The sequence below is a fragment of the Pseudomonas canadensis genome (assembly GCF_030980095.1).
Lineage (GTDB): Bacteria > Pseudomonadota > Gammaproteobacteria > Pseudomonadales > Pseudomonadaceae > Aquipseudomonas > Aquipseudomonas canadensis.
Genome location: NZ_CP133298.1, coordinates 3,721,709 through 3,741,353, shown reverse-complemented (window position 1 = coordinate 3,741,353; position 19,645 = coordinate 3,721,709). Strand labels below are relative to the sequence as shown.

Sequence of the window (19,645 nt, the reverse complement as noted above, 5' to 3'; positions counted from 1 at the left end):
GGGTTTTTTATTGCCTGTAATATTTTCAAATTAATGCGTATAGGTGCATTCGGCCAAAATGTATGTGAAAAATGACTGGTTGAAAAATTATTGAACGTTTTGGAAGCGACCATCCTCTGAGGGTCTCCAAAATCCGTAATTACCTGATTTTTCAATACTAATTGGTCATAAAATGAAGAAAATAGTACTCGCTGCACTCGTGCTTTCCTTTACAACCCTGAGTGTGCAGGCTGCTGAAATATCTGGAGCTATCGGTGCGACTAGTCAGAGTGGCTTGACTGCCCGAGCGGCGCTGGGTTTTGGTTGGGATAAGACCTGGTTGCAAAGTTCGACAGGCAAACTGACAGGTTATTGGGATCTGGGTTACACGTATTGGGAATCGGGCAAAGAAGCAGGTGCCCGTCATTCTGTTTCCTTCTCGCCAGTTTTCGTTTACGAGTTTGGACAGGGCGAAATCAAGCCATTCATCGAAGCTGGTGTCGGTGTTGCGATGTTTTCGGGCACGACCGCTGGCGATCAAAAATTTGGATCCTCCTTCAACTTTGAAGATCGGATCGGCGCAGGCTTGAAATTCGGCGATACGCAGCGAGTCGGAATCCGCGCTACTCACTATTCAAATGCGGGCATCAAACAGCCAAACGACGGCATTGAGTCTTACGCGCTTTTCTACAGCCATTCGATCTAAATAGCACACAGAAACCCAGCCATCGCGCTGGGTTTTTTATTGCCCATGGAAAGGGCGATTCAGCAAAAGGAATTTGCAGATGTTGAAAGAATTCAGATGCGGTAACTGCAAAAGACTTCTCGCCCGAACGGGTGGGTTTACAGAGCTCCAGATCAAATGTTCCCGATGCGGGACGTTGAATCATGTGAAGGCCACGAGCCTCGAGCAATCGCCTTTGAGCGACATGAAAGCGGAATCCTCCGCGACAAATCATTCGACTCAATAGGTGAAAAAATGGATATTCAAACAATCGGCAAGACTTTCGTAAGCACCAGCGTTAACGGCATGTTTGGCCCGTATAAGCTTGTTGGCCCAGAGCAAAATGCTCATGGTTTGATTTTGCGTACGTTGTCTCTGAGTGGTGGCACTGTGGTTCTTAGTGCAACGCCACCAGTCGATAATTACGATACAAGCAAAGTCATTGCGTTCTCTACGACTGGGCGCACCGAGCCTTTCTTGGTTCCAGCTGGTCTGGGTGTCTATATCAAGTTGGCTAACACTTACAACCAGGTCATTAACGTTACCTTTGACTACCTCAACGCTGACGGCACCGTTGCGTAAGTAACGCCCAAAGGAGGGAGCCCTGTGACAGTGCGGGGCTTTCAAGATATACAGCGCGGCTCAGGTCGCGCACCCATTTAAGGCCTCGCCACCGTGCGGGGCTTTTTCGTTTTCAGCCCCGCCACACCCATAGCCCCGAGCTGGGAGTGCTGCTGGGGCTGACCTATTCAAACATGCCCCACGGAGTCGAGCGCATGGAGTATCTACAGCGCCTGCTCGACAAGATCGACAGGTTCGAATTGTTGATTGCGGGCCTCGTTGGGGCGGTGATCGCTAGCTGGTGGCACAAGGAAGACCTGAACGACTGGCGTGCGTGGATGATCTTCCTCATCACCGGCATGGCCTGCTCGATCTACCTGACGAGCATGGTCAGCACCTACTTGGGTGTGACCGAGCCGAAGATCGTCGCCGGTATCGGCTTCCTGCTGGGTGCCTTCGGCGGCTCGCTCCTGGCGGCCATCAATCGAGCCATCAAATCCGCTGACCTCTGGGCGCTTATCCGCCAGCGGTTCGGGGGAGGCAATCCACCATGAATCTTGAACTGATCAATTCCATCGCCTGCGGCCTGATCGCCGCCTGGGCGACCTGGTGCGTACTGAGCTGGAAGGTGAGGGACGGCATCCTCGGCAAGCTGATCTACTCGACGATCGCCATCAGCGGTTTTGTCGTCATGGCACGCAGCCAGAACATCTTCTTCGGCCCGACCAGCGCCGGCCTGACGCTGCATGTCGCCCTGGCCCTGGCCGGTGCCCGCCACATCTTCATGGTCACTTACTGGCAGCGGGTGAAGGTCTGGCTATGCCGGACGCTGAGCTGCGAGCACTGCCTGCACTGTGACAACGCGCCAGGTGGGATAGAGCGCAGGGACAAGTAATTCGCGCCACGTTTTCGAATGCGCCATGTCGTGTCGAAAGATGGCTGAAGTCAGTGGCTTTTTCTCTCTATGTTTTCGAAAAGTGACTTGAGATTGGAAGGGTCTAGGCAGTCAGGTGCTATCGTCTGCGACTGCTTGAAATAGCCCTGAACTGTCGGGTTCGCGAAATCGCCCTTAAGAGCCAACAGGTAATACCCGTCGGCGCGAAACTTTTCCAGGCTCAGAGAAACAGGTTCGAAGAAGTCCCTCATAGTGGTCAAGGGTAGTTCACGGTTGGCTTCCGTTTTCAGTGAATCTTTGAAGCAGTACGAGCGTATCGCCGGCAATGGATAACGGTCAGAGTACGGATCTGGTCGCTCTAGAGCATTGGCTAGCTGGCCATACTTGCGAAGAAGCTCGGGGTCATCGAACTTGAATCGCAGGAACGCCTCGTCACAGTCACGCAACAGCATTATCGCTCCGGCAACCAAGCCTTGATCCGCAGCGCTCTGGTAAAGCGCGCAGGCCTCTACATGCATAGCCTTATAGCCATTTAGAAAGGTTGCCGCTTTACTCTCTTGCATATTCGCCAACATGAAAGTCGCTACGCCGTGCCCTCCGGCGCTAGCTTTACGCAGCTCGTCCTCATAGGTCTCAAGTCCTTTCGTTGCCTCCTGTATTGATTGGCTCAGTGTGAGCTTGTCAGTTTTGCCCTGCTGTTCTTTTTCAATCAGCTGATTAGCTCGTTGCTGTATTTCATCAGCTAAAAGCATTGCGTGTTCAAAGACAGCTTCGGCTTCGGGGGATGGTGCAGCCTGCATCTCAGCACACAGAGCGATGCTGGAAAGTAGGACTAAAAGACGAAGTTTCAAAGGCGTTTCTTCCGTGATTGCAGTTGTTCGAGTCTCCATTACTGTAAAGGATTCAATCAGGGTGGGGTAGTTCACCTGCTTGACCGTCACTCCAGTATGAGTCGGAGTTACGGTGAGGTTTCCAATTGGTGCAGAGTTTCATTACAGAGGGGCAGACATGAACAACGTCACCCGCCTGCGGCGCGTGCTGCCAATGAGCCCAGACATCAACGTTGCGATAGTCGCTCTCGACAAGGCTATTGCCGATGCTGTGGGCGCTGCCAAAGCTGCCGGCCTTCCTCAAGGACTGATCGTGAGCCTGCTTCACGGCCATGCACACGCACAGACACACCAAATGGTGACCGTATGACCGTCAAGGTTCTTGAGTTCAAGCGAGAAGACTGGCGCGACGCCGCAAAGACCCTGCGCAAGATCGCCGATGACCTCGATGCTGGGGAGCATCCCGAGTGCACAGTAGGCGCCTTGACGCTGATCGGCGCAAAGGGAGAGGTGACCGTGTTCGGCCTCGGCCCCAAGTGTGACGACCTGCAATGCCTGGGTGCGATGCGCCTTGGTGAGCAGAAGCTGATCGACGTTCTACTTGAAAGCTGAAATCGGCACCGCTACCTTCAATCCTGAAATATAACGGAGGGGTTGATGTGATGGAGCTTAAGGTTGGTGATTGGGTTGAGGTCGCAGGCGTTGATTACCCAATGCGGATCGTGGAGATGGCGCCGGACTACCGAGTGGACCCGGCGCCCCGAGCTATGTGCGAGTGGGATGATGGGGCCAGCGTGAAGTCGAGGACGTTCAAGCTGTCAATGTTAAAGAAGTCAAAAAATAGGGCTTAAGTTCGACAGAGCCTAGATCGGGCAGGCCAACAGAGGAAATCACATGAAGCAACCCGACTGGGAGGCAATCGAACGTGCCTACCGGGCCGGGTTGCTTTCGGTTCGTGCCATAGGTGAGACGCATGGTGTAAACCACGCGACCATCCTGAAGCGAGCAAAGAAAGAAGATTGGAAGCGCGACCTGACTGATCAGGTTCGAGCGGCAACCAAGCAGAAGGTAACCACGGCGGTAACCAGTAAAGGTAACCAGTCGAAAGTGGTTACCGATGCGGAAATCATCGAAGAGGCATCCGACCAGGCTGCTGCAGTGATCCTCGCACACCGAGTCGGTTTGGCTCAGTGGCGCAGTATCGCCGACAAGCTCAGTGACGCGCTGGCAGATATGAATGTGACCTCAGACAACGCCGGCGACTTTGCCCGCTCCCTGAACGCCGGTGTCGATGCCCAGCTCAAGGTTATCAAGGGTGAGCGCCAGGCCTACAACCTCGACACTGAGACCGGTGACAAAACAGTCAGCGACCTGGCTGCACTGATGGACGATCTATCGAAGGATGCCTGACATGAAGCCCGAGCACTTGAAGCTGCTCCGGGACAAGCGCTGGCGGTTGAACAACCTCTACTTCATCACGGACAAGCAGGGCAAGAAGGTCCGCTTCCGGATGACGGACGAGCAGATCGAATACTTCGACGGGATGCACACCCGGAACATCATCCTTAAGGCTCGGCAGCTTGGCTTCACTACTGAGTGCTGCATTATCCAGCTCGACGCGGCACTATTCGAGTCAGCCAAGTGCGCCCTGATCGCCCACACCCTGAACGACGCCAAGCGCCTGTTCCGGGAGAAGGTCAAATATGCCTACGACAACCTGCCTGCTGAAATACGCGCTGCCAACCCGGCGAGTAACGATGCTGCTGGTGAGCTGGTGTTCAGTAAGGGCGGCTCGCTCTACGTCAGCACGTCCTTCCGGGGCGGCACGCTGCGCTACCTGCACGTGTCCGAGTTCGGGAAGATCTGCGCCAAGTTTCCGCACAAGGCCCGCGAGATCGTCACCGGCGCCTTCGAGGCTGTCGCCACCGATTGCTTCGTCACGATTGAATCGACGGCGGAGGGCCGGGCGGGCTACTTCTTCGACTACTCGCAGAGCGCTGAGAAGCAGCAACTGTCTGGCGTGGCCCTGGGCCTGCTGGATTGGAAGTTTTTCTTCTTCAGCTGGTGGAAGAACAAGGCCTACTGGCTTGACCCGACAGATGTGGTCATCCCGCAGCGCCTTACCGACTACTTCAGTGAGTTGTTCGCCAAGCATGGCATCGACACCAACCCAGGCCAGCGCGCTTGGTATGCGGCCAAGGAGAAGACGCTCGGCGACGACATGAAACGGGAATACCCGTCACTGCCGGCGGAAGCCTTCCAGCAGTCGATCGAGGGCGCGTACTACGCCAAGCAGTTCACCAAGCTGTATGGCGCGCAGAGGATCGGCCCGCTATCGGACAACAGTCATCTGCCGGTGCACACGATATGGGATATCGGCGTTGGCGACTCTACGGCCATCTGGTTCGTTCGGATCGTCGGCGAGGAATACCACGTCATCGATTTCTATGAGAACAGCGGCGAAGGCCTGCGGCATTACATGAAGGTGCTCAAGGATCGCAAGTACACGTACGGCGATCACTGGGGCCCGCACGATATCGACAACCGCGAATTCGGTAGCGACGGCAAGACCCGGCGCGAACTGGCCCGGGAGGGCTACGAGGTCGACGGGCAAAAATACAGCCTCAAGTTCAGTGTTGTTCCAAAGCTCGGCATCGACGAAGGCATTGAGCAGGTTCGGGAGATCCTTCCGGCCTGTGCCTTCGATGAGTCCAAGTGCGAGCTGGGTATTTCCTGTCTGGAGAACTACCGAAAGGAGTGGGACGACAAGCGGGGCTGCTGGAAAGACAAACCACTTCACGACTGGTCATCGCACGGCGCGGACGCCTTCCGCTACTTCGCCGTCTCGATGGGCCGGCGCAAACGCACAGGCGGAACACGCCGAATTGGAGGCTTGGCCTGATGCCAGTGCAATCGACAAACCCCGACTACGACGCGCACATCGCCGAGTGGGAGATGATGGACGACGCGCTCGAGGGTGAGTGCGCCGTGAAGCGCAATGAGCGCAATCTGCCAAAGCCGAGCGGCATGGTTGAAGCGGAAAAGCTCGACGCCGGCGGCAACAAGTACCTCTACGAGAATTACACGGCCCGCGCTCAGTATGAGCACTGGGTGCGGGACTCACTGCGCTCAATGATGGGCCTGGTTTCTCGGCTGATCCCGGAGATAGAGCTGCCCAGCGGCCTGAAAGGGCTGGAGGACAACGCCACAGCCGACGGCTTCGGCCTGAAGCAGTTGTTCTTCCGCATGGTGCGCCAGGCGATCTCCCATGGTCGGGTGCCGCTGGTGGTGAACATAGACGAGAGCGGCGAGCCGTATTTCTCGACGTACGCCACGCGCAACGCCATCAACTGGGACACGGCTGATCAAGGCGGTCGGCAGGACCTGGTACTTTCGGTGTTCCGGGAATTCCGCAAAAAGGGCGGTGACCGGTACAGCCATGACTGCGATACGGTGTTCCGTGAGTTCTTCATGCTCAACGAGGTCTGCTACACCGCCGTGCGGAATGAAGGTGGTGAGCTGGTCGAGGGCGAAAAGCCGCTTGGAACAACCGGTACCGACAACCGCCTGGTCAAAGGCCTGGCGTATTTGCCGGTGATCTACTGCGGCTCGACCGACAACTCACCCGAAGTTGATGAGGTTCCACTGCTGACCATGGCGCGCGCCGCGCTGAAGTCGTACCAGTTGAGCGCTGACTACTTCACGTCGCTGCATCAGACCAGTCACCCGCAACCTTGGGTTTCCGGGCTGGATGAGGCTGTAGAGCTGAGCGTCACCGGCCCATCTGCGGCATGGGACCTGGGCCCGAACGGCGAATGCGGCTACTTGGAATTCCAGGGCGCAGGTATCGAAGCCGTGCGCAAGGCGATGGACGACCAGAAGAACGCCGCGCTTGAGGCCGGTGCCAAAGTTATGGACGTCGCCGGTACCGAGTCGGGCGAGGCGCGCAAAACACGCCAGAACGATCAGCACGCCACGCTGCACAGCATCGTCATCACGGTGGCGGAGGCGGTAGAGCAGGGGCTGCGGTACGCCGCTGAGTGGAAGGGCTACGACCCCAAGCAGGTTAAGTTCAAGGTGAACCCTGAGTTCGTGACCCCAGTGGTCGACGCGCAGGTGCTCGCCGAGCTGCTCAAGGGTGTGATGGCCGGCACGATCAGCGCCGACACCTACTGGCAGTACCTCACCACCGGCAAGCTGCCGGACCGCCCATATGAAGACGAAGCCGACCTGATCAGCGACGAGCGCGAGTCGGCCGGGATCAACTTGGACAAAGACGATGCCATCGACAAACCTGGTGCAGGCGGACAGCCAACTGCTGGAGCAGACGACCCGCCACTCGGTAATGCTGGAGCGGCTTAAGGCCGGCGAGGTCAAGAAGTTCGAGAAGTACCTGCGCCAGATCGACAAGCTGGTGCGGGAGCAACTCACCCGCAAGGAGCTGACCACCTATAGCCGGGACCGCCTTGAACAGTTCCTGGCCCGGGTGGACGGCAAGCTGCTGGAGATCTACAAGGCCTACGGTGACCTGGTGCAGGCTGATCTGGTCGATATCGCGCTGTATGAGTCGAGCTTTGAGGCCAAAAGCCTGAGCAATGCACTCTCCTTAGACGCGGTGGTGCCGACAAACACGGTGATCCGCGCGGCAGTGTTCTCCTATCCGCTGCAGGTGAAGGGCATCGACGGCGGCAAGCTGCTGAAGAGCTTCGTCAGCGGCTGGACGCGAACCGAGACGATGCGCGTCACGAACACTATCCGGCTCGGCTTCGGCCAGGGCCAGACCAACGCCCAGATCATCCAGGCGATTCGCGGCACTGCGGCGCAGAACTTTACGGACGGCATCCTGGCGGTGAGCAACCGTAACGCTGCCGCCGTGGTGCAGACGGCAATCCAGCATGTGGCCACCACGGCGCGAATGCAGACCCTTAAGGCGAACAGTGACGTGGTGTTGGGCTACAGCTGGGTGTCAACGCTCGACCGCAAGACCTCGCAGCAATGCAAGGGCCTGGACGGCATGCGCTTCGACTTGGGCAAAGGCCCGCTGCCGCCGGCGCACATCAACTGCCGGTCAACCACGGTGCCAACCACCAGGCTTTCAGAGATGTTCGCCAAGGACGCCACGCGCGCGTCGGTGGGCGACAACGGTGGGGCTCAGGTCGACGCAGGCCTGAACTATTACGAGTGGTTGGCGACACAGCCGGCGAGCTTTCAAGATCACGCCCTTGGGCCGGTCAGAGGCAAGTTGTTCCGTGATGGCGGGCTGACGCCGGAGAAGTTCGCAAAGCTGCAGCTCGACAAGTCATTCAAGCCACTGACGCTGGCGCAGCTGAAGGAAGCAGAGCCTGACATGTTCACCCGAGCAGGCGTTACACTCGGCGCTCCACCAGGTTGAGATAGCCGATGCAGATCATCGTTGAGGACGGGAAGGGCAGGCCAGACGCGAATAGCTTCGTGCCGCTGGAGAAGCTGACCTTCTACCGCGACTACTACGGGTTCCGGATACCTGAAGCTGAGGCTGAGCAGGTCGAACTGCTGCTGCGCGCTGCGGCCGACATCAACAGTCGCCAGTGGAAGGGGCGCAAGGCCAATCCTGACCAGGCAATGGCCTGGCCCCGGCGTGACTGCAAGATCGAATACCAAACGCTTTCCGAGACATTCGTGCCCTTTGAGCTGGAATGGGGGCAGGTACGGCTGGCCGTCGAGTTATACGCTGTCGAGCAGGGCTTCCAGATCGAGGAGCCAACGCATTGCACTGAGCCCAATGGCCGGCGCACGCGGCTCAACCGCGATACGCCAGGCCTGCGCATGCGTCCGCCGCCATACGCGCCCAGTAGGACTCAGTTCGCCGATTACCTGATGATGCGCGGACTGTATGTGGTTGATTCGTCAGTGTGAAGTTGGAGGCAATCAACGCACCTGTTATAAAGCCGCCCCGAATAGGAGGCTTTATGAAGTGGATTCTGTGCTTTGTTGTTTTATTTTTGTGCGCGATCTCCGGGTTTCTTGGGCTAACCGCAGGCATTAACTTAAATCCCGAGTCGACAGTTAAATTCGTACCTTCATGGGGAAGTCTCGGAGACTGGGTTTCTGGGACGGGCGCGCTCTTAGCTGTGCTCGTCACACTCTGGCTTGCTGATAAGCAGCGTCGAGAGGATGTGGAAAGCCTGAAGGTGGGATTGGTAATGGGAATGATGTCTCACGGGCCGGACGCGTTGTTTGCCAGCGTTAACGTTACTTCAGATGGGAAGCGACCAGTCCTGATCACTGGCGTTACCTTCATGTCAAATCATGCGAAGCAGGCTATGCACGTCACAGGGTTTATGTCTTTTGGAAATTCTTTGCCTATTCGTCTGAATTATGGGGAGCAGGCCCAGTTTCCCTTGGAGTTTGGATTTGAGAACGCCCTCAACAGTTTCGTGCGCGCTCACTGTAACGGTAGAGCTGACGGTCTAAGGGTTGTCGTATCAACCAGCCTTAATGAATTCTCAAAGCCAGTACCCGTCTCAATGCTGTCGATGAACAGAAATTGATAGCCCAGCAATCCAACACCAAGCCGCCCAATGGGCGGTTTTTTTATGCCTGCAAAGCGGGCCGACCAAACCCAAGGGGTGCACCAAGTGGCAGACGAAAACCAGATTGATCTTGAAGACCCGGTAGTTAAATCCGCGATTGCCGAAGCGGTGGAAGCGGCCACCCTGGGCCTCAAGAACAAAAACACCGAGCTGCTTGGCTCACTCCGGACCACCAAAAACGAACTGGATGGCTTCAAGACCCAGTTCGAAGGTCTGGACATCAATGCTGTGAAAGCCCTGCTAACCAAGGTTGGCCAGGACGAGGAAACCCGCCTGCTGGCCGAGGGCAAGCTTGACGAGGTCATCACCAAACGCACCGAACGCCTGCGCACCGACTACGACGCCAAACTGGCCGCCGAGAAGACTCGCGCCGACAAGGCCGAGGCCTTTGCCGCCAAGTACAGCGACAAAGTGCTGGCTGATTCAATCCGCGCTGCTGCCATCAAGGCCGGCGCGCTCCCCGAGGCTGCCGAGGACATCATCCTGCGCGCCCGAGGCACTTTCAAGCTCAGTGAAGACGGTGAGGCAGTTGCCACCGACCGTGACGGCGAGGTCGTTTACGGGAAGGACGGGAAGACCCCGCTGTCACCGCTCGAATGGGCGGAATCTCTGCGTGAAACAGCAACACACCTGTGGCCAAGGGCGCAGGGTGCCGGTCCGACCGGCGATCAAGGTGGCAAGGCCACGAAAAAGTGGGGTGAGTACACGGAAACCGAACGCGCTGCGATCGCCCGTGACAACCCTGAGCTCTTCAAGAAAATCCAGGCCACCAAAGGAACCTAATCCATGGCAACTACCCAACTGACCGACATCTTTGTCGGCGACTACTACGCCTCCCTGGCGCCGGTTAACAGCCCGGAAAAGACCGCTGTATATGAGTCGGGCATCGTGACTCGCTCGCCTGTGCTGGATGCGATCGCCTCCGGCAGCCAGGGCACCGCCGAGATCAGCTACTGGCAGGATCTCAACGCCGATGAAGCCCCGAACATCAGCAACGACGACCCGAACGACCAGGGCGAAGTCGGCAAGGTCACCCAGGACAGCATGCGCGCCCGCGTTCTGTACCTCAACAAAGGCTACGGCGTCACCGACCTAACCGCTGAGCTGGCGAACACCGAGCCTCAGCAGCAGATCCGCAACCGCTTCGGCACCTACTGGACTCGCCAGTGGCAGCGTTACACCCTGGGCGCGGCTCGCGGCATCATCGCCTCGAACATCGCGAACAACGGCGGTGACATGGTCATCGATGCGGGCGCGACCATCAGTGCGAACGCCTTCCAGGATGCCGCGTTTACCGCCGGCGACGCAGCCGACCAGTTCGGCGCGATCGGCGTGCACTCGGTGGTGATGAACCAGATGGTCAAGCAGGACCTCATCGAGTACCTGCGTGACTCTGAAGGCAAGATCATCCTGGCCACCTACCTCGGCAAGCCAGTGTTCATGGACGATGCCCTGGTGTATGGCGCGGGCAAGTACCTGTCCGTGTTCTTCGGCCAGGGTGCTTTCGGTTACGGCGAAGGCACGCCGAAGGTGCCGGTAGAGCTGGAGCGTAAGCCTGGCGGCGGTAACGGCGGTGGTGCCGAAGTGCTGTGGGAGCGGAAGACCTACATCCTCCAGCCTGCTGGCTTCAGCTGGAAGGGCTCTGAGGCTCAGAACCTCAGCCCGACCGCGACTCAGTACGCCTCCGCGGGCAACTGGGAGCGTGTGTTCAGCCGCAAGCAAGTCCCGTTCGCCGCTGTCATCAGCGGTACCACCACGCCGTAATCCGGCCTACATAACCTGGCGTTTTTATGGGCGCCGGGGTGCTTTTGAGGTGACTCATGAAAGTGATCTACACGGACAAGCCGGGCAAAGAGCGCGGTGTTTGTTACCGGCTGCTGAGCGAATTCTTCGGTGTCATTGGCTCCGCTACCGAAGTGGTAGTTGAGGGCGATGCCCCTGAAATCTTCGATGCTTACCAAGCCGCCGGCGTAAAGGTTTCCGATGGCAAGGAACAGGAAGCGCCGGAAACCGACCCTTTGAAAATGAAGGTCCCCGAGTTGAAAGAGTGGTTGACCGCGAAGGGTATTGCCTTCGACGCGACCGCCAAGAAAGAAGACCTGCAGGCCCTGGTGCCAGCGGAATAAGGACAAGCACATGACCGATTACATCACCGTCGCCGATGTTGACGCCCAGCTCGGTCCTGACTGGGCAGGCACCGGTGATCCGGTCCTTGCTGTGACCATGGCCAATGCCTGGCTCACGGCCAAGATTAAGCGGGCTGTTCCTGATCCGGTTCCGGCTGAGATCAAAACAGCCGGCGCCCAGGTTGCCAAAGAGGCGGGGGCGGGCAAGCTGTACACGGCCACGCAGAAGGAAGTGCAGAGCAAGACGGTCTCGGCCCAGTCCGGCACATCGGTGAGCAAAACCTACGTGGCGGGCTCAACGGATCAGTCGGCGGGGGTCAACTTCGCCCTTGCGCTGCTGGCCCCGTGGATCACGCGCTCCGGCGTGATGATGCTGAAGAGGGTCTGACCGTGGGCATGCGTGAAGAGATCCAGGCCGAACTGGCCGAAGCTTTCGAAGATCCTGATGGCTTGGCCGACGCAGTCAAGTCGGTCACAGGCGTGCGCAAGGTTGCGGGCGAGTATGACCCCGACCTGGGTGGCGAAACGCCTGAGACCACCTTGACGTACTCGGGCCGCGGCGTTCTTGGCAGCTACCTGTCCAAAGAAATCGACGGCTCCCTCATCCAGACCAGCGACAAGAAGCTGCTGGTGCTGCAAAACGAGCTGTTCGTGTCGGAGGCCGGCGTTCCGACGGCGGTACCGGCTGCCCCGGCCATTGGCGATATCGTCAACGGGCTGCGGGTAATGAACGTGTCTGCGGACCCTGCTGATGCAGCGTGGATGCTCCAGCTTAGGCGCTGAGAGCCAACCAGGATGCTGATCTGCTCTGATTAATTAGGCGACAGTATTAGTTTTCGCGCCGACTTTTAAAAATACTTATCCAAAAGTAGTAGGCCATGGTCGTTTATTATATCGATGTCGACCCTTCCCGCTTTTAGATCCTTTTCTAGAGTCGTTAAAAGCTCGATAGCGCCGTCAGAAAGTTGTTTGTTCGAAGGCACTATACCCGTCGCAAACTTTATGACCCATTGGGGCGGATATCCTTTACAGCTATTCACAATGGTCTCGCGGAGATTTGCTGCGCTATCGGCAAGATCTATTCCTGCGGCCGAGTCGGCTTGCATTCGAGCCTTTGCCTTCGCGATATTTTCGGCCGCCTGTTCTCCAGGCGTAAGTCGGGCCTTAAGGTTGCTTGGCGACTTTGTGTATGGCTTCTTCATAGAAAGGATTTCCTTATGCGATGGTTCTATGAGCCTGTACCTGAAGTGGCTCGGCAGATTATCAGGAGGGGGTTCAAAATACTCAATCTCGCCGACATGCTGATTCTGCACGAGCTGCATTCGTGAGCAGGTCCGGCGCCGGTCATTCCGGCAGCTTCGCCCTGAGCCTGGCCGAGTTCGCGGCTCAGACGGGTGAAGCCATTGATGCCAGCGTGCGTGAAATCATCATCGAGGTCGGCAGCAGCCTGATTCGCATGTCTCCCGTGGGTAACCCGGAGATCTGGGCGCAGAACGCAGTGGCGACGCAGTACAAAAAAGCCGTCGACGATCACAACAGCGCGCTGCGCAGTGATCCGGCCAACCTCACGAAGGGTGGCAGGCTGAAGAAGGGCCGTAAGCTCAACGACGGCATGGACGTAAAAGCGCCCGAGGGCTACGTCGGTGGCCGGTTCCGCGCGAACTGGCACATCTCGCTGGGCGTTGTCGAGAGTGTCACCTTCGACGATGTAGACCCGAGCGGCGCCGAAACCACTGCCGCACTGGTGGCTGCAATGAGCGACTTCACTGCAGGCCAGATGGCCTACATCATCAACAACTTGCCCTACGCGATCCCGCTGGAGTTCGGCCACTCCACCCAGGCCCCCGGCGGCATGGTCCGGGTCACCGTGGCTCGCTTCCAGCAGATTGTGTTGGAGGCCATCAGGAACAACCAGGTATGAGTCACGCAATCATCGCTTCGATCTACGAGGCCAGGCTCATCGCCTGGAACGTTGCCAGGCCGGAGAAGCTGAAAATCGTGTTCGAGAACACGGCCTACACGCCGGCGGCGGGCGAGACGTACCTCCGGGCGTTCACTATTCCAGGTAACACAGCGAGCAACACGCTCGGTGGCGATCACCGGCTGTTCACCGGCGTGTTTCAGGTGAGCATCATCGCGCCGGCCGGCGCCGGCAAGGCCAAGACGAACCCAATCGCTGCTGAACTGATCGACCTGTTCCCTCTTTACACGCGTGACACGAAGAGTGCGGTCACAATTGTGACCATATCGCCAGTTGATCAAGGGCCAGGCATCACAGGCGATTCCACCTACACCGTCCCGATCTCGTTCTTGTACCGGGCCGACACCAACTGATCCCGCACATTGGGCAACCCAACGAACCTGCCACTGAGCGGGTTTTTTCATATCTGCAAAGAGGAAATACCCATGGGCTACAAAATTCCGGACGGCGGCACCTTCCAGCACGGCGCCACCTACGGGCCGGACATTCCTTTTTCGGCGTTGAGCAACGCGGCTGAAGCTGTGGCCACCGTAACGGGCGGTACGCTTTCGGCTGGTGACATCGTTATTGTCACTTCCGGCTGGACTCGCTTGGGCAATCGGGTTGTGCGCGTAAAAGCTGCCACTGCCACTGCCATCACCCTGGAAGGCATCGACACCACTGACCTGCAGGTTTACCCCGCAGGATCCGGCATCGGATCGTTGAAGAAGGTGCTGACCTGGGTGCAAATCCCGCAAATCACCAATATGGATTTCACCGGCGGCACCCAGAACTACCTGGATGTGGTGTTTTTGGAGGACAAGCAGGGCCGCCAGATGCCAACCGACAAAGCAGCGGCCAGCTTGGCGCTGACCATTGCTGACGACCCGGGCCAAACGTTCAACGCCATCCTTCGCGCAGCGGATGCCAGCCAGACCATTCAGGCCGCGCGTCTGAACCTACCGGGCAACGACACGCTGTTCTACGGCGCCTTCACCTCGTTCTCCAACCAGCCGGCCGTCTCCCGCAGCAACCTGCTGACCCGGACCGTGAACCTGGCGCTGCAGGGCGAGCCGACCCGTTACCTGACTGCGGTGGCGTAACCCATGGCAAAGATCAGAATCGCCCAAAATCCAACTTTTAAGGCCTTCGTGTCGATTCCGATTGTTGGAGGTGATCCCGAGAAAATCGAATTCACCTTTAAGTATCGGGATCGCCCGGGGCTTGCCGCACTGTTTGATGAGTGGAACCTAAAGCGCGATGAAGCTCGGACCGCCCTGGGCGAAAGCCCAACGCTTTCCGAAATCGTTGCTGTTGACACTGAGCAGCAGTCGCAGCAGATCAAGGACCTGGTAGTCGGCTGGGGCTTCGACGACAAGTTCGACGACAAGAGCATTCGGGCGCTGGTGACGTCCTGCCAGGGCGCTGCTGAGGCGGTCGTGAATGCCTATCAGAGCGCATTCAATCAGGCCCGCTTGGGAAACTGACGGACGCTGCCCGCGCACTCTACGCGCCGGCGGCACCGGCTGAACTGATGGGCCTGTTCGGGCTTGCCCCGGGCGACCTAGAAGAGGTAACCGAGGTCTGGCCCTGCAACTGGCCGGCGTTCTACCTGTTCAACAGGATGTCGACTCAGTGGCGGGCCGGCGCCGGCGGTGCGATCGGTCTCGATTACACCTGCATTCGCGACGTGGCCGGGTTCCTCGGCATCAAGAAAAAGAAACTCGCTGAAATCTTCCCTGACCTTCAGGTGCTGGAAGGCGAAGCCCTGCGCGTCATGGCGGAGGAAAGGGAAAACAGCCCGTAACCACGGGCACTTATTCAAGGTGAGTCGATGAACATTGCAGAACTCGGCGTCAAGATCGACTCGGCCGATGCAATCCAGGCGAAAACAAGCCTGGATGAGATGGCGAAGGCCGGCGGCCGGGCCGAGCAGTCCGCCGTATCGCTGATGAACGAAATGCAGGCTCTGGAGAAGTCGCTGTCCACCAGTGCCAAAACCACCCAGGACCTGGCAAAGCAGCGTGACGCCCTAGCGAAGCTTACGAAGACCGGCGCCTATGGCGAGGCCGAGGCAGCGAAGATCTCGGCCCAGCTCGATAAGCAGCAGGTGGCCCTGGCCAAGTCCGCCATGGACGAGCAAAAGGCCCTGAACAGTCTGCTGGGTGCTATCGATCCGGCCCGGGCTGCGCTGGCAAAGCTGGACACGCAGGTCGAACAGCTTGGCAAGCACCTGGACGAGGGGCGCATCAGCCAGGATCAGTACAACAGCGCCCTGAGCAAGATCGACAAGGATTACGCCAAGCTCGAAAAGACCACCACCGGTTTCGACAAGTTGCGCCTCGGCACACGCCAGGCCCAGGAAAATGTCGTTCAGCTCGGTAATGCGTTGTCGTCGGGGGATTGGGGTAGCGGCGTTCGTGCCGTGGCTCAGTTGGGCGCCGGGGCGGGCGCAGGCGCTGCCGGGTTGCTCGCCATCCTGGGGCCGCTGGCGCTCGCAACGGCTGCTGTTGGCGGCCTCGCATACGCCTACTACAAGGGCAGCGAGGAGCAGGACAGTTACAACAAATCGCTGATCCTCACCGGCAACTACGCGGGGGTGAGCGCTGGCCAACTCGGCGATATGGCACGGCAGGTAAGCGCAACGGTCGGTACCACCGGGCAGGCCGCCGCTGTGCTGGCGCTGCTGGCCGACAACGGCAAGATCGCCGGCGATAGTTTCACGAGTATCACCCAGGCTGCCGTGTCGATGCAGGAAGCCACCGGCAAGGCAGTAAGCGAGACCGTCGCCGAATTCTCCAAACTGGCAGACGACCCGGTAAAGGCCTCTGCTGCGCTGAATGAGCAGTACCACTACCTAACGGCCTCGGTTTACTCGCAAATCGCGGCACTGGAGCAACAGGGCGACCATGCCAGCGCCGTGAAGCTGGCGACGGAGTCTTACGCCGATGCGATTAACGAGCGTACGCCGAAGATTCTGGAAAACCTGAGCGTCTGGGAGCGGGCTTACAACGCTGTTGCCCAGGCGGCGGATGGTCTGAAAAACGCCGGCCGCCGAGACATCAACTCAGACATCGAGAATGCTCGCGCTGGACTGGCTGAAGCTCAAGGCATGGATGGCCTATTCCAAAGCCAAAAATCCAAGGATGCTTTGATTGAGTTCAGGCAAAACCGCCTGAACATGCTGGAGGACGAAAAGGCAGCTCAGGCAGACATTGCCAAATGGGAGGGCGAGCAGGCCAAAGCCCAGCAGGCCGCCGTGACTGCGATGGGGAAGGTCGATGCGCTCACGAAGTCGTCGCTGACCAACGAGCAGAAGCGCGCCGAGGCCCTAAAGGATTACAAGCAGCAGCTTGACGATATCCGCAAGGTTGACCCGAAGGATTCGCGGCTCGATCAATCGGCAATCGACAAAAACATCGCCAATATCAACGACAAGTTCAAAGACCAGAAGGCCGCCGGTTCCCAGGTCGACTTAACCAGTTTCAACAACGCCAAGAACAACCTGGCGGCGATCACCGACACCTACAAAAACTATCAGAAGGAACTGGACGCGGCACAAAAGGCCGGCCTGATTTCAGAGGCCGATTACCTGCTACGGCGCCAAGCTCTCATCGGCAACGAACGCGACCAGGTAACGGCAGCCTACGAGGCCGAGATTTTGGCGCTGGAGGCTGCCAAGGGCAAGAAGACCACATCGGCCGCGCAAAGCATCCAGCTGGACCAGAAGATCGCTGACGCGCGCGCAGGGATGGTCAAAGCGCAGAAGGACGCTGACAGCCAGCTTGAAGTTCTGGCGACCAACGAGACCGGGCGCTTGGCCAAGCAAGAGCGCGCGATCAGCACCTACGTGCAGGCTTTGGGGCAGCAACAGCGAGCTCTGGAGCTTGCCGGACAGCGCGCGGTTATCGGCGTGGGTCAGGGTGACCGCCAGAACGCACTCAGCGGCGAGCTGAACAGCCAGCAAGACCGGTTTGCTCAGCAGTCGCTGGAGCTGGCCAACCAGAAGTCCGACCCATCGCGGAATATGTCGGAGGAAGAATTCAAGCGTAAGTCGCAGGCGCTCGCCGACGCGAACAAGGCCGCCACTGACCAGATCCGGCAGAACTACGCGGATGTGGAGAACGCCCAAGGTGATTGGACCAAAGGCGCGACAGCTGCTTGGGACAACTATTTGGATTCGGCGCGGAACATCGCTGGCCAGACGAAAAGCCTGTTTGGCAATGCCTTCAGCTCAATGGAAGACTCGCTTGTTAACTTCGCGGTATCAGGCAAAGCGTCGTTCGCTGACTTTACCAAGTCGATCCTGGCGGACATGGCACGCATTGCCACACGCCAGGCCAGTTCGGCATTGCTGGGAAGCCTGGTGGGGGCGGCGGCAAGCTACTTCGGTGGTAGCGCAGCCAGTGGCAACGGCTTGGCGGCCGGGTCTGCTGGTGCGGGCTCTTCCAATCTTGGCGCTTCAGCCGGCGGCTACTCCGGTTCCTACTTTCCGCAAGCCTTGGGCGGTGCCTGGTCGGGCGGTGTGCAGATGTTCGCCGACGGCGGCGCCTTCACCAACTCAATCGTCAGCAAGCCTACGGCGTTCGGCATGGCCAACGGCAAAACCGGTGTAATGGGCGAGGCAGGGGAAGAGGCAATCATGCCGCTGACCCGAACATCCAGCGGCAAGCTGGGCGTTATGGCCATGGGCGGCGGCGGTGCAGGTGCAACGCAGATCAATGTCGAGGTGCACATCGACGGCGAGGGTAACGCTTCGTCCTCGGCTGACGCCCCCGGTTACGACCTGTTCGGCAAAGAGCTGGCAACGTTTGTTGAGCAGAAGTATCAGCAACTGCGCAACAAGGACATGGGCCAGGGTGGCGTCATCAACAAAGCAATCAAGGGGCGCTGATGGCAATCGAACGATTCACTTGGTCAACGGAGAAGGGCGCGGAGGGAGATATCACCCAACGCGTGCGCTCCAAGCAGTTCGCCGACGGATACGAGCAGTCGGTTGAGGATGGTTTGAATAACCAGTCGGAATCCTGGCCTGTGACTTTCACTGGTATGGAATCTCGAATCCTGGAGATCAGGAAGTTCCTCGACCGGCACAAGGGGGCAAAGGGCTTTCTCTGGACGCCACCACTTGGCGTGCTTGGGCTCTACAAGTGCAACGGCTACAAACCGGTTCACCGAGGCGGCCAGGTCTACGCCATCACTGCAACCTTCCAGCAAGCCTTTCACCCCTGAGATAACCGCCCATGGCACTGATCACGGACATCCAGAAACTGGAGCCCGGCGGCGAGATTCGCCTGTTTGAAATTGATGGGACCGAATACGGCGCCGATTACCTTCGCTTCCACGGTCACGCCATCCCGCACACGCCAGAGGAATTGCTGGCCTATGAGGGATCGGAAGAGGATCTGCCCGCCAAGTCGATTATCTGGCAGGGCCAGGAGTACGCGGCCTGGCCGGTGCAGATTGAGGGTATTTCCTCGAGTAGCGATGGCACGGCTTCTCGGCCGACTTTTGCCGCCGGCAACGTGAATGGTCGAGTCACGGCGCTGTGCCTGGCCTTCGAGGACATGCTCAAGTTCAAGCTGACGGTCCGTGAGACGCTGGCCCAATACCTGGACGCGGCAAACTACCCTGGCGGCAACCCAACCGCTGACCCGACCCAGGAAGCGCTGGAGATCTGGTACATCGACCAGAAAACCAGCGAAGACGGTGAGGCGGTGGTGTGGGAGCTGTCTTCCCCGGGTGAGATCGATAACCACGGGCTGCCTGGCCGGCAGATGACGACGTTCTGTCACTGGGCCATGACGAATGGATATCGGGGGCCAGATTGCGGCTACACCGGCGCGGCCATGTTCGACGACGAGGACAACCCTACGGACGATCCAGCCAAGGATCAATGCAAGGGCTGTCTGTCGTCCTGCAAGTTGCGCTTCGGTGAGAACAACGAACTTTCCTTTGGCGGATTCCCTGCCGTATCCCTCATTGCTCGGAGCTGACC

At 58.5% G+C, this 19,645-nt stretch carries 28 protein-coding genes; 26 read left to right on the top strand and 2 right to left on the bottom strand.

The genetic code is table 11. The features are described from left to right. Nucleotides 1–172 precede the first annotated feature (172 nt). The 5 genes from RB216_RS17135 to RB216_RS17115 all read left to right on the top strand — a co-directional run bounded on the left by RB216_RS17135 (nucleotide 173) and on the right by RB216_RS17115 (nucleotide 2,159). Complete coding sequence (locus tag RB216_RS17135) at nucleotides 173–685, top strand: acyloxyacyl hydrolase (protein WP_308907625.1); 513 nt, start codon at nucleotides 173–175, stop codon at nucleotides 683–685. A gap of 79 nt (nucleotides 686–764) precedes the next feature. Next, nucleotides 765–950, top strand: a complete 186-nt coding sequence (locus RB216_RS17130) for a zinc finger domain-containing protein (RefSeq protein ID WP_081044268.1) — start codon at nucleotides 765–767, stop codon at nucleotides 948–950. An 8-nt stretch (nucleotides 951–958) separates the two neighbouring features. Continuing rightward, entirely contained in the window at nucleotides 959–1,285 is a 327-nt protein-coding gene (locus RB216_RS17125) for a hypothetical protein (protein WP_308907624.1), read from the top strand. 194 nt (nucleotides 1,286–1,479) lie between these two features. Next, nucleotides 1,480–1,818 carry a hypothetical protein gene (locus RB216_RS17120; protein ID WP_048399001.1) on the top strand — a complete coding sequence of 113 codons (339 nt, stop codon included), beginning with the start codon at nucleotides 1,480–1,482 and terminating at the stop codon, nucleotides 1,816–1,818. Beyond that, the gene (locus RB216_RS17115; RefSeq protein WP_308907623.1) at nucleotides 1,815–2,159 is read left to right on the top strand and encodes a hypothetical protein; all 345 of its coding nucleotides are present in this window, start codon (nucleotides 1,815–1,817) and stop codon (nucleotides 2,157–2,159) included. Before RB216_RS17120 ends, RB216_RS17115 begins: the two co-directional genes overlap by 4 nt. Nucleotides 2,160–2,209: 50 nt before the next feature. Here the strand turns inward: RB216_RS17115 and RB216_RS17110 are convergent, their stop codons facing one another. Beyond that, nucleotides 2,210–3,085 carry a hypothetical protein gene (locus RB216_RS17110; RefSeq protein ID WP_308907622.1) on the bottom strand — a complete coding sequence of 292 codons (876 nt, stop codon included), beginning with the start codon at nucleotides 3,083–3,085 and terminating at the stop codon, nucleotides 2,210–2,212. A gap of 82 nt (nucleotides 3,086–3,167) precedes the next feature. Between RB216_RS17110 and RB216_RS17105 the strand changes: the two genes are divergently transcribed. The 13 genes from RB216_RS17105 (at nucleotide 3,168) to RB216_RS17045 (ending at nucleotide 12,470) form a co-directional block, all read left to right on the top strand. Next, the gene (locus tag RB216_RS17105) at nucleotides 3,168–3,359 is read left to right on the top strand and encodes a hypothetical protein (protein WP_308907621.1); all 192 of its coding nucleotides are present in this window, start codon (nucleotides 3,168–3,170) and stop codon (nucleotides 3,357–3,359) included. Then, on the top strand, nucleotides 3,356–3,601 hold the full coding sequence (locus tag RB216_RS17100; protein WP_308907620.1) for a hypothetical protein: 246 nt from the start codon (nucleotides 3,356–3,358) through the stop codon (nucleotides 3,599–3,601). The genes RB216_RS17105 and RB216_RS17100 overlap by 4 nt, the downstream gene beginning before the upstream one ends. 282 nt (nucleotides 3,602–3,883) lie before the next feature. Beyond that, nucleotides 3,884–4,399, top strand: coding sequence for a hypothetical protein (locus tag RB216_RS17095; RefSeq protein WP_308907619.1), 516 nt, complete (start codon nucleotides 3,884–3,886; stop codon nucleotides 4,397–4,399). A 1-nt stretch (nucleotide 4,400) separates the two neighbouring features. Continuing rightward, nucleotides 4,401–5,891, top strand: a complete 1,491-nt coding sequence (locus tag RB216_RS17090) for a terminase (protein WP_308907618.1) — start codon at nucleotides 4,401–4,403, stop codon at nucleotides 5,889–5,891. Next, nucleotides 5,891–7,351, top strand: coding sequence for a DUF4055 domain-containing protein (locus tag RB216_RS17085; protein ID WP_308907617.1), 1,461 nt, complete (start codon nucleotides 5,891–5,893; stop codon nucleotides 7,349–7,351). Before RB216_RS17090 ends, RB216_RS17085 begins: the two co-directional genes overlap by 1 nt. After that, entirely contained in the window at nucleotides 7,269–8,381 is a 1,113-nt protein-coding gene (locus tag RB216_RS17080) for a minor capsid protein (protein ID WP_372514691.1), read from the top strand. The genes RB216_RS17085 and RB216_RS17080 overlap by 83 nt, the downstream gene beginning before the upstream one ends. 8 nt (nucleotides 8,382–8,389) lie before the next feature. Then, entirely contained in the window at nucleotides 8,390–8,884 is a 495-nt protein-coding gene (locus RB216_RS17075; RefSeq protein ID WP_308907616.1) for a DnaT-like ssDNA-binding protein, read from the top strand. Between the two features lie 53 nt (nucleotides 8,885–8,937). Next, nucleotides 8,938–9,519 carry a hypothetical protein gene (locus tag RB216_RS17070; protein ID WP_308907615.1) on the top strand — a complete coding sequence of 194 codons (582 nt, stop codon included), beginning with the start codon at nucleotides 8,938–8,940 and terminating at the stop codon, nucleotides 9,517–9,519. Between the two features lie 87 nt (nucleotides 9,520–9,606). After that, complete coding sequence (locus RB216_RS17065; protein ID WP_308907614.1) at nucleotides 9,607–10,344, top strand: hypothetical protein; 738 nt, start codon at nucleotides 9,607–9,609, stop codon at nucleotides 10,342–10,344. A gap of 3 nt (nucleotides 10,345–10,347) precedes the next feature. Continuing rightward, nucleotides 10,348–11,325 (top strand): major capsid protein, encoded by a 978-nt coding sequence (locus RB216_RS17060; protein ID WP_308907613.1) that lies wholly within the window; start codon nucleotides 10,348–10,350, stop codon nucleotides 11,323–11,325. A gap of 56 nt (nucleotides 11,326–11,381) precedes the next feature. Continuing rightward, complete coding sequence (locus RB216_RS17055) at nucleotides 11,382–11,687, top strand: HeH/LEM domain-containing protein (RefSeq protein WP_308907612.1); 306 nt, start codon at nucleotides 11,382–11,384, stop codon at nucleotides 11,685–11,687. 10 nt (nucleotides 11,688–11,697) lie between these two features. Next, on the top strand, nucleotides 11,698–12,075 hold the full coding sequence (locus RB216_RS17050) for a hypothetical protein (RefSeq protein ID WP_308907611.1): 378 nt from the start codon (nucleotides 11,698–11,700) through the stop codon (nucleotides 12,073–12,075). A 2-nt stretch (nucleotides 12,076–12,077) separates the two neighbouring features. Continuing rightward, nucleotides 12,078–12,470, top strand: a complete 393-nt coding sequence (locus RB216_RS17045) for a hypothetical protein (RefSeq protein WP_308907610.1) — start codon at nucleotides 12,078–12,080, stop codon at nucleotides 12,468–12,470. A 65-nt stretch (nucleotides 12,471–12,535) separates the two neighbouring features. Here the strand turns inward: RB216_RS17045 and RB216_RS17040 are convergent, their stop codons facing one another. Further along, on the bottom strand, nucleotides 12,536–13,009 hold the full coding sequence (locus RB216_RS17040; protein ID WP_308907609.1) for a hypothetical protein: 474 nt from the start codon (nucleotides 13,007–13,009) through the stop codon (nucleotides 12,536–12,538). A gap of 2 nt (nucleotides 13,010–13,011) precedes the next feature. On the opposite strand from RB216_RS17040, the gene RB216_RS17035 reads away from it, so the two are divergent. From RB216_RS17035 to RB216_RS17000, 8 genes are all read left to right on the top strand, one after another. After that, a complete protein-coding gene (locus RB216_RS17035) occupies nucleotides 13,012–13,608 on the top strand; it encodes a hypothetical protein (RefSeq protein WP_308907608.1) in 597 nt (198 codons plus the stop codon). Continuing rightward, nucleotides 13,605–14,021 carry a phage tail terminator-like protein gene (locus tag RB216_RS17030; protein ID WP_308907607.1) on the top strand — a complete coding sequence of 139 codons (417 nt, stop codon included), beginning with the start codon at nucleotides 13,605–13,607 and terminating at the stop codon, nucleotides 14,019–14,021. Before RB216_RS17035 ends, RB216_RS17030 begins: the two co-directional genes overlap by 4 nt. Nucleotides 14,022–14,093: 72 nt before the next feature. After that, nucleotides 14,094–14,750 carry a phage tail protein gene (locus RB216_RS17025; RefSeq protein ID WP_308907606.1) on the top strand — a complete coding sequence of 219 codons (657 nt, stop codon included), beginning with the start codon at nucleotides 14,094–14,096 and terminating at the stop codon, nucleotides 14,748–14,750. A 3-nt stretch (nucleotides 14,751–14,753) separates the two neighbouring features. Continuing rightward, a complete protein-coding gene (locus RB216_RS17020) occupies nucleotides 14,754–15,134 on the top strand; it encodes a phage tail assembly chaperone (RefSeq protein WP_308907605.1) in 381 nt (126 codons plus the stop codon). Nucleotides 15,135–15,181: 47 nt separating this feature from the next. Next, nucleotides 15,182–15,454, top strand: a complete 273-nt coding sequence (locus tag RB216_RS17015) for a DUF1799 domain-containing protein (RefSeq protein ID WP_003218369.1) — start codon at nucleotides 15,182–15,184, stop codon at nucleotides 15,452–15,454. Nucleotides 15,455–15,481: 27 nt separating this feature from the next. Beyond that, nucleotides 15,482–18,541 (top strand): phage tail tape measure protein, encoded by a 3,060-nt coding sequence (locus RB216_RS17010; RefSeq protein ID WP_308907604.1) that lies wholly within the window; start codon nucleotides 15,482–15,484, stop codon nucleotides 18,539–18,541. Beyond that, complete coding sequence (locus RB216_RS17005; protein ID WP_308907603.1) at nucleotides 18,541–18,879, top strand: phage tail protein; 339 nt, start codon at nucleotides 18,541–18,543, stop codon at nucleotides 18,877–18,879. Before RB216_RS17010 ends, RB216_RS17005 begins: the two co-directional genes overlap by 1 nt. An 11-nt stretch (nucleotides 18,880–18,890) precedes the next feature. Next, nucleotides 18,891–19,643 (top strand): phage minor tail protein L, encoded by a 753-nt coding sequence (locus tag RB216_RS17000; RefSeq protein ID WP_308907602.1) that lies wholly within the window; start codon nucleotides 18,891–18,893, stop codon nucleotides 19,641–19,643. Nucleotides 19,644–19,645: the final 2 nt, after the last annotated feature.

What these genes read in the sequence shown, in the direction of transcription:
- RB216_RS17050 (WP_308907611.1), top strand. Translation starts at nt 11,698, where the DNA reads ATGACCGATTACATCACCGTCGCCGATGTTGACGCCCAGCTCGGTCCT.
- RB216_RS17105 (WP_308907621.1), top strand. Translation starts at nt 3,168, where the DNA reads ATGAACAACGTCACCCGCCTGCGGCGCGTGCTGCCAATGAGCCCAGAC.
- RB216_RS17100 (WP_308907620.1), top strand. Translation starts at nt 3,356, where the DNA reads ATGACCGTCAAGGTTCTTGAGTTCAAGCGAGAAGACTGGCGCGACGCC.
- RB216_RS17125 (WP_308907624.1), top strand. Translation starts at nt 959, where the DNA reads ATGGATATTCAAACAATCGGCAAGACTTTCGTAAGCACCAGCGTTAAC.
- RB216_RS17020 (WP_308907605.1), top strand. Translation starts at nt 14,754, where the DNA reads ATGGCAAAGATCAGAATCGCCCAAAATCCAACTTTTAAGGCCTTCGTG.
- RB216_RS17075 (WP_308907616.1), top strand. Translation starts at nt 8,390, where the DNA reads ATGCAGATCATCGTTGAGGACGGGAAGGGCAGGCCAGACGCGAATAGC.
- RB216_RS17010 (WP_308907604.1), top strand. Translation starts at nt 15,482, where the DNA reads ATGAACATTGCAGAACTCGGCGTCAAGATCGACTCGGCCGATGCAATC.
- RB216_RS17080 (WP_372514691.1), top strand. Translation starts at nt 7,269, where the DNA reads ATGCCATCGACAAACCTGGTGCAGGCGGACAGCCAACTGCTGGAGCAG.
- RB216_RS17040 (WP_308907609.1), bottom strand. Translation starts at nt 13,009, where the DNA reads ATGCAGCTCGTGCAGAATCAGCATGTCGGCGAGATTGAGTATTTTGAA.
- RB216_RS17120 (WP_048399001.1), top strand. Translation starts at nt 1,480, where the DNA reads ATGGAGTATCTACAGCGCCTGCTCGACAAGATCGACAGGTTCGAATTG.
- RB216_RS17085 (WP_308907617.1), top strand. Translation starts at nt 5,891, where the DNA reads ATGCCAGTGCAATCGACAAACCCCGACTACGACGCGCACATCGCCGAG.
- RB216_RS17060 (WP_308907613.1), top strand. Translation starts at nt 10,348, where the DNA reads ATGGCAACTACCCAACTGACCGACATCTTTGTCGGCGACTACTACGCC.
- RB216_RS17015 (WP_003218369.1), top strand. Translation starts at nt 15,182, where the DNA reads ATGGGCCTGTTCGGGCTTGCCCCGGGCGACCTAGAAGAGGTAACCGAG.
- RB216_RS17055 (WP_308907612.1), top strand. Translation starts at nt 11,382, where the DNA reads ATGAAAGTGATCTACACGGACAAGCCGGGCAAAGAGCGCGGTGTTTGT.
- RB216_RS17000 (WP_308907602.1), top strand. Translation starts at nt 18,891, where the DNA reads ATGGCACTGATCACGGACATCCAGAAACTGGAGCCCGGCGGCGAGATT.
- RB216_RS17025 (WP_308907606.1), top strand. Translation starts at nt 14,094, where the DNA reads ATGGGCTACAAAATTCCGGACGGCGGCACCTTCCAGCACGGCGCCACC.
- RB216_RS17095 (WP_308907619.1), top strand. Translation starts at nt 3,884, where the DNA reads ATGAAGCAACCCGACTGGGAGGCAATCGAACGTGCCTACCGGGCCGGG.
- RB216_RS17135 (WP_308907625.1), top strand. Translation starts at nt 173, where the DNA reads ATGAAGAAAATAGTACTCGCTGCACTCGTGCTTTCCTTTACAACCCTG.
- RB216_RS17115 (WP_308907623.1), top strand. Translation starts at nt 1,815, where the DNA reads ATGAATCTTGAACTGATCAATTCCATCGCCTGCGGCCTGATCGCCGCC.
- RB216_RS17130 (WP_081044268.1), top strand. Translation starts at nt 765, where the DNA reads ATGTTGAAAGAATTCAGATGCGGTAACTGCAAAAGACTTCTCGCCCGA.
- RB216_RS17030 (WP_308907607.1), top strand. Translation starts at nt 13,605, where the DNA reads ATGAGTCACGCAATCATCGCTTCGATCTACGAGGCCAGGCTCATCGCC.
- RB216_RS17070 (WP_308907615.1), top strand. Translation starts at nt 8,938, where the DNA reads ATGAAGTGGATTCTGTGCTTTGTTGTTTTATTTTTGTGCGCGATCTCC.
- RB216_RS17090 (WP_308907618.1), top strand. Translation starts at nt 4,401, where the DNA reads ATGAAGCCCGAGCACTTGAAGCTGCTCCGGGACAAGCGCTGGCGGTTG.
- RB216_RS17005 (WP_308907603.1), top strand. Translation starts at nt 18,541, where the DNA reads ATGGCAATCGAACGATTCACTTGGTCAACGGAGAAGGGCGCGGAGGGA.